The organism is Enterobacter huaxiensis (assembly GCF_003594935.2).
In the GTDB taxonomy this organism is placed as follows: Bacteria; Pseudomonadota; Gammaproteobacteria; order Enterobacterales; family Enterobacteriaceae; genus Enterobacter; species Enterobacter huaxiensis.
This window is the reverse complement of record NZ_CP043342.1, coordinates 1045216-1057824: the sequence shown is the minus strand read 5'-3', so window position 1 is coordinate 1057824 and position 12609 is coordinate 1045216. Positions and strand designations below refer to the sequence as shown.

Annotated in this window: 13 protein-coding genes; 3 read left to right on the top strand and 10 right to left on the bottom strand. The window is 61.7% G+C overall.

The annotated features are described in order from the left end of the window. Nucleotides 1–58: 58 nt before the first annotated feature. Complete coding sequence (locus D5067_RS05110) at nt 59–1072, bottom strand: LacI family DNA-binding transcriptional regulator (RefSeq protein ID WP_119935987.1); 1014 nt, start codon at nt 1070–1072, stop codon at nt 59–61. Between the two features lie 213 nt (nt 1073–1285). On the opposite strand from D5067_RS05110, the gene ascF reads away from it, so the two are divergent. Then, nucleotides 1286–2737 (top strand): PTS cellobiose/arbutin/salicin transporter subunit IIBC, encoded by a 1452-nt coding sequence (gene ascF / locus D5067_RS05105; RefSeq protein WP_119935988.1) that lies wholly within the window; start codon nt 1286–1288, stop codon nt 2735–2737. Between the two features lie 18 nt (nt 2738–2755). Then, nucleotides 2756–4180, top strand: coding sequence for a 6-phospho-beta-glucosidase (locus D5067_RS05100; RefSeq protein WP_119935989.1), 1425 nt, complete (start codon nt 2756–2758; stop codon nt 4178–4180). An 88-nt stretch (nt 4181–4268) separates the two neighbouring features. Here the strand turns inward: D5067_RS05100 and hycI are convergent, their stop codons facing one another. The 9 genes from hycI to hycA form a co-directional block, all read right to left on the bottom strand. After that, on the bottom strand, nt 4269–4724 hold the full coding sequence (gene hycI / locus D5067_RS05095) for a hydrogenase maturation peptidase HycI (RefSeq protein WP_119935990.1): 456 nt from the start codon (nt 4722–4724) through the stop codon (nt 4269–4271). Further along, nucleotides 4717–5127, bottom strand: coding sequence for a formate hydrogenlyase maturation HycH family protein (locus D5067_RS05090; protein ID WP_119935991.1), 411 nt, complete (start codon nt 5125–5127; stop codon nt 4717–4719). The genes hycI and D5067_RS05090 overlap by 8 nt, the downstream gene beginning before the upstream one ends. Next, the gene (locus D5067_RS05085; protein WP_119935992.1) at nt 5124–5891 is read right to left on the bottom strand and encodes an NADH-quinone oxidoreductase subunit B family protein; all 768 of its coding nucleotides are present in this window, start codon (nt 5889–5891) and stop codon (nt 5124–5126) included. Before D5067_RS05085 ends, D5067_RS05090 begins: the two co-directional genes overlap by 4 nt. Beyond that, nucleotides 5891–6433, bottom strand: coding sequence for a formate hydrogenlyase complex iron-sulfur subunit (locus D5067_RS05080; protein WP_119935993.1), 543 nt, complete (start codon nt 6431–6433; stop codon nt 5891–5893). Before D5067_RS05080 ends, D5067_RS05085 begins: the two co-directional genes overlap by 1 nt. A 9-nt stretch (nt 6434–6442) precedes the next feature. Then, on the bottom strand, nt 6443–8152 hold the full coding sequence (gene hycE / locus D5067_RS05075; protein WP_119935994.1) for a formate hydrogenlyase subunit HycE: 1710 nt from the start codon (nt 8150–8152) through the stop codon (nt 6443–6445). A 15-nt stretch (nt 8153–8167) separates the two neighbouring features. Next, nucleotides 8168–9091 (bottom strand): respiratory chain complex I subunit 1 family protein, encoded by a 924-nt coding sequence (locus D5067_RS05070; protein ID WP_119935995.1) that lies wholly within the window; start codon nt 9089–9091, stop codon nt 8168–8170. A 1-nt stretch (nt 9092) separates the two neighbouring features. Next, complete coding sequence (hycC, locus tag D5067_RS05065; RefSeq protein ID WP_119935996.1) at nt 9093–10907, bottom strand: formate hydrogenlyase subunit 3; 1815 nt, start codon at nt 10905–10907, stop codon at nt 9093–9095. Continuing rightward, nucleotides 10904–11512 (bottom strand): 4Fe-4S dicluster domain-containing protein, encoded by a 609-nt coding sequence (locus tag D5067_RS05060; protein ID WP_119935997.1) that lies wholly within the window; start codon nt 11510–11512, stop codon nt 10904–10906. Before D5067_RS05060 ends, hycC begins: the two co-directional genes overlap by 4 nt. 70 nt (nt 11513–11582) lie before the next feature. Further along, nucleotides 11583–12047, bottom strand: a complete 465-nt coding sequence (gene hycA / locus D5067_RS05055; RefSeq protein ID WP_119935998.1) for a formate hydrogenlyase regulator HycA — start codon at nt 12045–12047, stop codon at nt 11583–11585. Between the two features lie 211 nt (nt 12048–12258). On the opposite strand from hycA, the gene hypA reads away from it, so the two are divergent. Continuing rightward, nucleotides 12259–12609 carry a hydrogenase maturation nickel metallochaperone HypA gene (hypA, locus tag D5067_RS05050; RefSeq protein ID WP_119935999.1) on the top strand — a complete coding sequence of 117 codons (351 nt, stop codon included), beginning with the start codon at nt 12259–12261 and terminating at the stop codon, nt 12607–12609.

Below are 12609 nucleotides of genomic sequence, written 5' to 3'. Positions count from 1 at the left end.
TTTACAGAAAAGGCAGAGGTGCCGTCATCGTCACTTATGACGATGACGGCTGTCGACGTCAGCGGTGCGGGCCGTCAATCACGGAGTCGCGCAGGACAAGCTCACCGGAGAAGGTTTGCTGAAATGTAAAATCGCCGCCGTCGAGCATGAAGATCAGGCGGCTGATGGTCTCTTTGATCATCTCCGTCACCGGAATGCGCACGCTGGAGAGCGACGGCACCGTATACGGCGCGATGGCCACGTCGTCAAAGCCAACCACCGATACCGCCTGCGGCGTGGCGATGCCGCTATCGTGGAGCTGCTTTATGGCACCGATTGCCATGTCGTCGTTGCTCGCCACCAGCGCCGTAAAGCGTTCGCCGCGAGCGAGCAGTTCAGACACCGCCGCCGCGCCGCTGGCCGGGTTCCACTTCCCCTGCGCAACCAGCCCCTCGCGCAGCGGAATACCGTGCTGTGCCAGTGCGTCCCTGTAGCCGGAAAGGCGCTCAACCCCGGTCGGGGAATCGAGCGAGCCGGTGATAAACGCAATATCCCGGTGCCCTTTCGCAATCAGCTGCGCTACCGCCTCCTGGCTGGAGGCTTTATGATCGGACCAGACGCTGTGGCTGCTGTGTTTCCGCAGGCGGCGGTTGAGCACCATAATCGGCTGCTCGCACTTCTCGACGATCTCGTCCATCTCCTCCACGCTCAAAAAGCGCGGATAGATGATCACCGCATCGCAGCGCATATCCAGCAGATACTGAATGGCCTCGCGCTCCTCTTCGGCGCTGTGCTTGCCGTCCGCAAGGATCAGCTGGCGCCCCTTCTCTTCGGTCATCCGCGCGGCGTGGAACAGCAGTTCGCTAAAGTAGACGCCGTGATAGAGGGTGTTGGTCACCACCAGACCCAGCGTCTGGGTACGCCTGGTCGCCAGGTTTCGCGCCAGCAAATTGGGGCGATAGCCGCTCTCTTCGATGGCCTGAAACACCCGGTCTTTGGTCTCCTGGCTGACGTAGCCATTCCCGGACAGCACCCTGGAGACCGTCGCTTTCGAAACGCCTGCCCGCTTCGCCACTTCCAGCATCGTGGTCATGTTGTTATTCCGTTTGTAACTGATGGGCGCAGTGTACTGCACTGCAAAAAAATTGTCGCAGCGGCGAAATCACGCTTTCAATGCCTCATTGCGATCTTCATCACGAAACGAAAAAATGGTCAAAAAGCGATCTTGTTTCGTTCAAAGAAACTCATGATGATTATGTGGAACCGGTTTCCTACATTTCTCACAACGATAACAGGATCACATCCGATGGCCAAAAATTACGCCGCGCTGGCGAACGACGTTGTCAGCGCGCTGGGCGGCAAAGAGAACATTGTCGCCGTCACCCACTGCATGACGCGTCTGCGCTTCGTTCTGAAGGACGAAAGCCTCACCGACGCCGCGCGCCTCAAAAGCATCAGCGGCGTGCTCGGCGTGGTGCGCAACGATAACCAGTGCCAGGTGATCGTTGGCAACACCGTCTCTCAGGCCTACCGCGAAGTCGTGAGTCTGCTGCCAACCAGCCTGCAGCCTGCCGTACCGGAAGGGCCGCAGAAAATGACATTACGCCGGATTGGCGCCGGGATCCTCGACGCGCTGATCGGCACCATGTCCCCGCTGATCCCAGCGATTATCGGCGGCTCGATGGTCAAGCTGCTGGCGATGATCCTCGAGATGACCGGCGTGCTGCCAAAAGGCGCGCCGACGCTCACCATTCTGACCGTCATCGGCGACGGCGCGTTCTTCTTCCTGCCGCTGATGGTGGCGGCCTCGGCGGCGGTGAAGTTCAAAACCAACATGTCGCTGGCGATCGCCATCGCGGGCGTGCTGGTGCACCCGAGCTTTATCGAGCTGATGGCGAAAGCCGCGCAGGGCGAGCACGTGGAGTTCGCCTTTATCCCGGTGACTGCGGTGAAGTACACCTATACCGTCATTCCGGCACTGGTGATGACCTGGTGCCTGTCGTATATCGAGCGCTGGGTGGATCGCATCACCCCGGCGGTGACGAAAAACTTCCTCAAGCCGATGCTGATCGTGCTGATTGCCGCCCCGCTCGCCATCGTGCTGATTGGCCCGCTGGGGATCTGGATCGGTAGCGCCATCTCCGCGCTGGTCTACACCATTCACGGCTATCTGGGCTGGCTCTCCGTCGCCATTATGGGCGCGCTGTGGCCGCTGCTGGTGATGACCGGGATGCACCGCGTGTTTACGCCGACTATCATTCAAACCATTGCCGAAACGGGCAAAGAGGGGATGGTCATGCCGTCGGAAATCGGCGCCAACCTGTCGCTCGGCGGCTCATCGCTGGCGGTAGCGTGGAAAACCAAAAACCCGGAGCTGCGCCAGACGGCGCTGGCGGCGGCGGCCTCCGCCATCATGGCGGGGATCTCTGAACCGGCGCTGTACGGCGTGGCGGTACGCCTGAAACGTCCGCTGATTGCGAGCCTGATCAGCGGCTTTATCTGCGGCGCGGTAGCGGGCATGGCCGGTCTTGCCAGCCACTCAATGGCGGCACCGGGGCTGTTCACCAGCGTGCAGTTCTTCGACCCGGCCAACCCAATGACCATCGTCTGGGTGTTTGGCGTGATGGGGCTGGCGGTGGTGCTGTCATTCGTTCTGACCCTGATACTCGGCTTTGAGGATATTCCGGTCGAAGACGACGCCGAAAAAGCGCGCGCCCTGCAGACCGCACCGGTTCAGGCCAAAGCGGCACAAGCATAAATTGAAAGCGAGGTAAGAATGTCTGTTTTTCCACAAGGATTTTTATGGGGCGGCGCGCTTGCCGCTAACCAGAGTGAAGGGGCTTACCGTGAAGGCGGCAAAGGGCTGACGACGGTCGATATGATCCCCCACGGCGCGAATCGCCTGGCGGTGAAGGTCGGTAAGGAAAAGCATTTTTCGCTGCGTGAGGACGAGTTTTACCCAAGCCACGAGGCGATTGATTTTTACCATCGCTACAAAGAAGACATCGCCCTGATGGCGGAGATGGGCTTTACGGTGTTCCGCACCTCGATTGCCTGGAGCCGCCTCTACCCGAACGGCGACGAGCCGCTGCCGAACAAAGAGGGTATTGCCTTCTACCGCGCGGTGTTTGAGGAGTGCAAAAAATACAACATCGAGCCGCTGGTGACGCTCTGCCACTTCGACGTGCCGATGCACCTGGTGACGGAGTACGGCTCGTGGCGCAACCGCAGGATGGTTGATTTTTTCGCCCGCTACGCCCGCACCTGCTTCGAGGAGTTCAACGGGCTGGTGAAATACTGGCTGACCTTCAACGAAATCAACATCATGCTGCACAGCCCGTTCTCCGGCGCGGGGCTGGTGTTTGAGGAAGGCGAAAACGAAGATCAGGTGAAATACCAGGCCGCGCACCACGAGCTGGTGGCGAGCGCGCTGGCGACCAAAATTGCCCACGAGGTGAACCCGGAAAACCTGGTCGGCTGCATGCTGGCGGGCGGGAACTTCTACCCGTACTCCTGCAAGCCGGAAGACGTGTGGATGGCGCTGGAGAAAGACCGTGAGAACCTGTTCTTTATCGACGTGCAGGCGCGCGGCAGTTATCCAGCCTACTCTGCCCGCGTGTTCCGCGAGAAAGGCGTGGTGATTGTGAAAGATCCCGGCGACGACGAACTGTTAAAAAACACCGTCGACTTTGTCTCGTTCAGCTATTACGCCTCGCGCTGCGCGTCGGCGGACATGAACGCGGGCAACACCAGCGCCGCGAACATCGTCAAGTCCCTGCGCAACCCGCACATTCAGGTGAGCGAATGGGGCTGGGGCATCGACCCGCTCGGCCTGCGCATCACCATGAACATGATGTACGACCGCTACCAGAAGCCGCTGTTCCTGGTGGAAAACGGGCTGGGCGCGAAAGACGAAATTGACGCCAACGGCGAGATTAACGACGACTACCGCATCAGCTACCTGCGCGAGCATATCCGCGCGATGGGCGACGCCATTGAGGACGGCGTGCCGCTGATGGGCTACACCACCTGGGGCTGCATTGACCTGGTATCGGCCTCAACGGGCGAGATGAGCAAGCGCTACGGGTTTGTGTACGTTGACCGCGACGACGCGGGGAACGGCACGCTGGACCGCAGGCGCAAGAAATCGTTCGGGTGGTATAAGAAGGTGATTGCGAGTAACGGGGGGGATCTGGAGTAGCCTGTTGCCCTCACCCCAGCCCTCTCCCACAGGGAGAGGGAGATGGGTTTGGTAGGCCGGGTAAGGCGAAGCCGCCACCCGGCACTGCTCAGAGCTGAGAAAAACCTCCGTCCCCAACCCACTCCGCTAGCCGTGAATAGACCACTTCCACCGCCTCTTTCACCGGCGGCGTCATCGGATAATAGAACCCGACAATGTCCGGCTGAATCCCTAAAAACAGCACCTCGCCCACGTCGTCTTTAATCTGATCGACCAGGTAGTTCAGCGGCATATTGTGCGTCGTCATCATAAACATCTCGGCGATGTCGTCCGGGTCAATCAGGCGGATCTCGCCGGGGTTGAGCCCCATATCGGTGGCATCGACGATTAACAGCCTCTCCGGGCGCAGTTCGCGAATGGCGACCACGTCGTTTTCCGGCGCGCTGCCGCCGTCGATAACCACCCAGCTGCCCTGCGGGTTCGCGGCGCACATCTCTGCCAGCAGTGGGCCCGCGCTGTCGTCGCCCATCATGCTGTTGCCGACACACAGTAAAACGTCAGTCACGTAATCTCCTCACCATCAGGTAGATGGCGCTCTCGTGATGAATATCATGCAGCATGCTGAGCAGCGTTTTGCTCCACGCCTGCTGCTCGGGGGTTTGCCTGACGAGCGCGGCGTCAAAAGCGTTGGCGAGCATCACAATGTGGTTGGCATCGATGACGATCTCGCCGTATTTCGGCACGCCCTCCATTTTGCGCCGCGCCGTGCTGCCCTCCTCCAGCGTGGCGATCCACGCCAGGTACTCGGGCCACGGGCAGCTAAGCGCGGCCTCCAGGCAGTCGATCACCCCGAGGTGGTGCCCAATCGCCAGGCTGTAATAGACCACCTGCTGCGCCGCATCCGGCGTGGCATCGTTCTCATCAATAAACTTACGGCTCAGCTGGCTGAACACCACCGTTTCACTCATCGGATACGCGCCTCATCGACGATGCTGTTCAGGTTTGCCACGATCTCATTGAGGCGCGGATCGTTTTCCGCCTCCAGCCAGCGCGCCACCTGATGGTCGCCCTGGCTCAGCAGGCGCAGATAGTCGTCGGCAATCTGACGGCCGTAGCGATAGCCCGCCAGCCTGCGCGCCGTGCGGTCAACCTTCACCCGCAGCGGCTGCACCATGTCCGGGTGCAGAATGACCGCGGGCTGGCTGTCCAGCTCGCCCGGCTCGCGCGCGTGGATTTTCTGCTCCAGCAGGCCGAGCGCCATCGCAAAGCCGTACAGCGTCGCGGCAGGCGTCGGCGGGCAGCCCGGGATGTAGACGTCCACCGGCACGATTTTGTCGGTGCCGCCCCAGACGCAGTAAAGGTCGTGGAAGATGCCGCCGCTGTTGCCGCAGGCCCCGTAGGAGATGCAGATTTTCGGGTCCGGCGCGGACTGCCAGGCGCGCAGCGCGGGCGAGCGCATGGCGCGGGTGACGGCCCCGGTAAACAGCAGAATGTCCGCATGGCGCGGGGACGGCACCACCTTGATGCCGAAGCGCTCGGCGTCAAACAGCGGTGACAGGGTGGCGAAGATCTCAATCTCGCAGCCGTTGCAGCCGCCGCAGTCCACGCGGTAGACGTAGGCCGAGCGTTTGATTTTTTTCAGCAGCGACGCCTTCATGCTGGCGATGGATTCGTCCACCGTCATCGGCACCGGAATGCCGTTTGCGTCGCGCGGGCCCAGTAGGTTTTCCATCAGCTGGCCTCTCTCATATGGCGGGTGATATCAATACGGTCGGACGGCAGCAGGCACTTCTGACGCTTGCACTCCGGGCAGGTTTCAAAGCTTTCCCGGTGATGCTCCGCGCGGGCGTCGACGTTGTGCTGCAGCAGCGCGATGGCGTAGTCGATCTCTTTCTGCACGGCGAACGGGCGCTGGCAGACGCGGCAGCTGCACAGCTCAAAGCGCGACTGCTGCAGAAAATCCGCTTTCTTCCACACCGCCAGCTCGTACTCCTGCGACAGGCGAATGGCCACCGTCGGGCAGACCTCCTCGCAGCGGCCGCAGAAGATGCAGCGCCCGAGGTTGAACTGCCAGGCCAGCTCGCCGGTTTTGAGATCCGTTTCCACCGTTAAGGCGTTCGACGGGCAGGCGTTGACGCAGGCCGCGCAGCCGATGCACTGCTGCGGATTGTGCTCCGGCTTGCCGCGAAAGTTTTTATCCACCGGCATCGGCTCCAGCGGGTAACTGCTGGTCTGCGTGCCGGTTTTGATCACTTTTTTGATAAAGGTAAACATGGCGAGTCCTTATTTCAGCGGCGAGTTTTTACGCTCGATGCTGTAGCGCTCAAGCTCTTTGTACGGCACCACCTGGCTTTTCTTCTTGCGCACGTCCACGACGGTCATGCGGTCGGTGCAGGAGTAGCACGGGTCGAGGCTGCCGATGATCAGCGGCGCGTCGGACACCGTGTTGCCGCGCAGCATGTAGCGCAGCGTCGGCCAGTTGGCGTAGGTGGCCGCGCGGCAGCGCCAGCGGTAGAGCTTCTGGTTGTCGCCGGTCATGCTCCAGTGGATATCGTCCCCGCGCGGCGCTTCGGCAAAGCCGAGGGCAAAGCGGTTCGGGATGTAGGTGAAGCCTTCCACCATCAGCGGGCCGCCCGGCAGGTTATCCAGACCGTAGTCGATCATGTTCAGGGCGGTGAACACCTCGTTGATGCGCACCTTGAGGCGCGAAATGACGTCGCAGCCCTGCTCGCTGTGCACGGTCATCGGCAGCAGGCCGTAGCCGACGAACGGGTGATCGGCACGCGTGTCGCGCGCGTGGCCGCTGGCGCGCACCATCGGGCCGACGTTGCTGAAGTCGCGGGCGATTTCCGGGTCAAGACGGCCGATGCCGACGGTGCGCTGCTCGATGTTTGGCGTGCTGAGCAGCATGTCCACCAGCTCCTGCACGTCGCGGCGCATCTGCTGCGCCAGCAGGCGGGTCTGGATCATGTCGTCCTTCAGCAGGTCCCGGCGGATCCCGCCGATCAGGTTCAGGCCGTAGGTTTTGCGCGCCCCGGTGAGGATCTCCGCCATCTTCATCGACGCTTCGCGCACGCGGAAGAACTGCATAAACCCGGAGTCAAAGCCGACGAAGTGGCAGGCCAGGCCGAGGTTGAGCAGGTGCGAGTGCAGGCGCTCCACCTCCAGCAGAATGGCGCGGATCATCTGCGCGCGCTCCGGCACCACGATCCCCATGCCGTTCTCCACCGAGGTGGTGTAGGCGGTGCTGTGGGCGAAGCCGCAGATGCCGCACACGCGGTCAGAGAGGAACGTCACTTCGTTGTAGCCCATTCGGGTTTCCGCCAGCTTTTCCATGCCGCGGTGGACGTAGAACAGGCGGTAGTCGGCGTCGATGATGTTTTCACCGTCAACGAACAGGCGGAAGTGGCCCGGTTCATCGGAGGTGACGTGCAGCGGGCCGATCGGCACCACGTTGTTCTTCTTGCTGCCCAGCTCGTTGATGAACTCGTAGGTTTCGCTGTCGGTGGTCGGCGCCGGGCGCTGGCGGTAGTCCATGCTGTCTTTGCGCAGCGGGTAGAGTTCGTCCGGCCAGTCGTCCGGCAGCACCAGGCGGCGCTCGTCCGGCAGGCCGACCGGCACCAGGCCGTACATATCGCGCACTTCGCGCTCGCCCCAGACGGCGGCGGGCACGCGCGGCGTGACGGACGGGTATTCCGGCTTGTTCGGGTCGACTTCGACGCGTACGGTAAGCCAGCACTTCTCGCCCTGCTCCATCGACATCACGTAGTACACCGCATAGTTGCCGCACAGCTGGCGCTCGTCGTTGCCGAACAGCACCGACAGCCAGCCGCCCTGCTGGTAGTAGAGAAACTCCACCACTTCCGGCAGATAGTTCACCTTTACGGTGACGGTTATCTGGTCTTTGGTTTGCCAGGACTCCTCCAGCACCACGCCGGGGAAAGCCTGATGCAACGCGGCGAGATACTGCTGACCTTTCTTTTCTTCAGACATAAAAATTCTCTTTAATCACGCCACCAGCAAGGAGACGAACGCTAAAAATGCAAAACCAAAACCGGCCCAGGTGATGCGTGACGTTTCCACAAAACGCAGGCGCGCCATGCTGTTTTCAAACAGGGCAATCACCAGCACGCCGACCAGCAGCTTGAGGGCGGCAACAACAACCGCCAGCACCAGGCCGCCCGCGGAGAAGTGGGTCATCTGCCCCCACGGGAAGAAGACGCCGACAAACATCTGCAGCACCACCAGCTGCTTGAGGCTGATGCCCCACTTCAGCACCGCAAAGCCGTAGCCGCTGTATTCGGTAAGCGGCCCTTCCTGCAGCTCTTGCTCCGCTTCCGCCAGATCGAACGGCAGTTTGCCCATCTCAATAAAGGTGGCAAACGCGCAGGCACAGAGCGCCAGCACCAGCGGGATCGAGCGCGCCACAGGCCAGTGGTAAACGGTGTCGGTGATAAAGCTGATATGGGTGGAACCTGCGACCTGCGCGGCAACCCACAGCCCCAGCAGGAGAATCGGCTCCACCAGCACGCCGAGCATCGCCTCGCGGCTGGCGCCGATGCCGGTAAACGGGCTACCGGTATCCAGGCCCGCAATCGCAAAGAAGAAGCGGGCGATGGCGAAGAGGTAGATTAGCGTAATCAAATCGCCAAGCGCCGGCAGCGGCGAGCCCACCGTCACAACCGGCAGCGCGGTGGCGATGGTCAGCATCACGCCGACCATCACGAACGGCGTCAGGCGAAAGACCCAGCCTGCGGCGTCGGGTGCCACGCTCTGCCGAGAAAGCAGCTTGAAGAGATCGCGGTACTCCTGGAGCACGCCGGGCCCGCGACGGTTGTGCATTCGGGCGCGCGCCACGCGCGTGATGCCCGACAGCAGCGGCGCAGCGGCGAACAGCACCAGCGCCTGAAGTATTGCCAGTAACAGACTCATGTCAGGCTCCTCGTGAAATCACAATGACCACCAGCACCGCCAGCTCGATCAGCGCCAGACGGCGGAACAGCGCGGGCGCGGCGGCGCTCTGCCAGCCGGGTACCCAATCCACCGGATTTAGCCAGTGGCGCAGCTTCAGCACGGCGGCGAAATTCTCCTTCACCGGCATGGCGAAGCCGTGGGCGGTAATGACCATCGACTGCTCGTGTTCGTAGCCGCAGGCCCACGCCGCGCCGCGCGAGCGGGAGGCGAGACGGTCACGCCTGAAGAACAGCATCAGCACGAACGGCAGGAGCGGCGCGGCGACCAGCAGCAGCGCCACCATCGGCTGAGAAACGACGGTATGCGCCGTGGTCAGCGGCAGAGGAATGGCGTTGCCCAGCAGCGGAAGCAGCCACGGCGCGGCGACCCCGCCCGCGATGCAGCACAGCGCCAGCGCGACCACGCTCACGCCCATCAGTACCGGCGCGCAGCAGGCGTTTTCAGCTTCACGGGTGCGCGGCGCACCGAGGAAGGTGACGCCGTAAACTTTGGCCATACACATCACCGCCAGCGCGCCGGTAATCGCCAGGCCGACCGCCAGCAGCGGGCCGAGCAGGCGTGCGATAAAGACATCGCTCTGACCGAGCGCGAAGAAGGACTGATAAATCACCCACTCCCCGGCAAAGCCGTTCAGCGGCGGCAGCGCGGCCATCGCCATTAGCCCTACCAGCATCGCGAGTGAAATGACCGGCATCTTTTTGCCAATCCCGCCCAGCTTTTCAATATCGCGATGGCCGGTGCGGAACCAGACGCTGCCCGCGCCGAGGAACAGCGTGCTCTTAAACAGGCTGTGGTTGATGAGGTGATACAGACCGCCGATAAACCCGGCGGCAATCAGCGCCGGCTGGTTAAGCGCCAGCCCGGTCACGCCCGCGCCCATTCCGAGCAGGATAATGCCGATGTTTTCCAGGGTGTGGTACGCCAGCAGGCGCTGGATGTTGTGCTCCATCAGCGCGTACAGCCCGCCGACAAACGCGGTGACCATACCTGCCAGCAGCAGCACGATGCCCCACCACAGCGGAGGCTGTCCGCCGGCCAGCGTGATGCTCAGAATACCGAACAGCCCTACCTTCATGACGACGGTGGAGAACAGGGCAGCGGCCGGTGCAGAGGCGTTCGCATGCGCCTGGGGTACCCAGCCGTGCAGCGGGATAATCCCGGCCAGCAGGCCAAAACCGACGATGCCGAGAACCCAGACGTCATTGCCCAGCGCCTGGCCGTGAAGCGCGGCAAAGTCCAGCGTGCCGAAGCGCTGCCACACCAGCCAGCAGGCCAGCGCCAGCAGCAGGGTGCCAAGGCGCCCGAGCGCAAACCACAGCTTGCCGGAGGCGCTACAGCCCGTGAGGAACACGCCGCACAGGGCCATAATCTCGGCCATCACCACCAGCGCGCCGAGGTTGCCGGCAATAACGGAGCAGACCGCCGTCGCCATCAGCAGGTTGACCAGCAGGCCGTTGGCGAAGACGTGCTGATGGCGGTGCCAGTCGATGTTGAACAGGCTGATAAACAGCCCGCACAGGCCAAAGGTTACCAGCCAGATGGCGTTCAGCGGCGTAATCGCCACGGTGTGGCGGATCAGCGGCATGAGTGTGGCAACGGGTTGCCCGCCGAGCAGGACGATGCCGCCCGCCGCCAGCGTCATCAGGCTTCCGATCGCGCCGCCGATACCGGCGACCCAGCCGCTCAGGGTTTTATGAAAAGAGCAGATCAGCGCCAGCACGGCGGCAGCGGCAAAGTACGCCACGGCGCTGTTAATCATGGTGATGGCGTTCATTTCGCCCCCTCGTTAAGCGCCTGCAGAAGCGAAAGATCGCCGACGTCGGTATTAATGGTCAGCTCGCGCTTGCGCCTGCTGGTGCGGGCGATATCGCGAATGGTGACCAGAATCAGCGCTTTGGTCGGGCAGGTACGTACGCAGGCCGGGCCTTGCTCATCAAAGCTGCACAGGTCGCACTTCACCGCCACGGCGCGGATGCCGGGCACCCAGTCCAGCAGCGTGCTCACCTTCGCCGGAGCGGGTGGCGCAGGCGGCGCTTTCGGGGAGTTGGCATTCGCCGGGATATGCAGCGGGCGGCTGCCGGAAAATTCAATGGCGCCGAACGGGCAGGCGATGCCGCACAGCTTGCAGCTGACGCACAGGCTTTCATTCAGCTGGACGGCGCCGTCAACGCGGGTGATGGCGTTAACCGGGCAAACGCCCGCGCAGGGCGCATCTTCACAGTGGTGGCAGAGCTGCGGGGCAGACTCTTTCTCATTACGCATGACGCGCAGGCGCGGCATGGACTGTAGCCCGTGCAGGCGGTGCGTTTCCGAACACGCCGCCTCACAGGTTCGACAGCCAATACAGACCGTCGAGTCAGCAATTACAAAACGGTTCACCGGGCAATCCTCTGGTGATGGTCATTTTTGACGAAAAACTGTCGTATCGACACGTCTCGTCACTCGATACTCAGGCCACGTGCGCCGAGGATTTTCCGTCCATCAGCTGCTTCAGATTGACCGGTAAATCATGCTCAACCGCGGTGTAGAGAACGTTATAAACCGGCGCGATTTTCTCCAGATAGTGCTCAAGCACCTGCTGGCGATCGCGGTTGCTGACATGTCCGTCCACCATGCCGTCGGCCATCAGCTGCGCCTTCGCAATACACTGTTTTTCCCCCTCTTTTGTTTCGAGGTAGTACTCAATGGTGTGGCTGTTAAAGCTCTCTGCCAGGGTGACGTTAATCGTAAAGTGACCAAATAACACAAAGCGCATATCCCCCTGCGATGCACAGCTCATGGCGTGGTGCAGGCGGGCTTTCGACAGGGTGATCCCCTGAACCAGAGAGTTGCAGTAGTGGTGCCACTGATCCTGCAGCTGCTGGTGACGCTGCGCGATGTAATCCGCTTTTTCGCTAATTTCCCAAATAGTCATAGAAGGTATCCGCTGAATGGAGATAGCCGCTGTTAAGCAGATTCCGTGCCAGTTTTTAACGCATTGAATTTCAAATGGTTTAGTAATACTGGCGCTGTCATTACCGGCGTGTCGACGTGTCATTTCGACAGCGTTGACATCGTCACGCCCTGACAAAAACCAAGCTGGCACCGTTATTGCATTCAATGGCGCAAATCATTGAGGAGGCGTCATGCACGAAATCACCCTCTGCCAGCGGGCCCTGGAACTTATCGAACAGCAGGCAGTGCAAAACCGCGCGAAGCGCGTCACCGGCGTCTGGCTAAAGGTCGGCGCGTTTTCCTGCGTCGAAATCAGCGCCCTCACCTTCTGCTTTGAGCTGGTGTGCCGCGGCACGCTGGCGGAGGGCTGCGAGCTGCATATCGACGAGCAGCAGGCGGAGTGCTGGTGCGAGCAGTGTCAGCAGTACGTCACGCTGCTGTCATCGAAGGTTCAGCGCTGTCCGCAGTGCCAGAGCGCCGGGCTGCGCATCGTGGCGGACGACGGCATGCAGATCCAACGCCTCGAAATCGAGAAGGAGTAA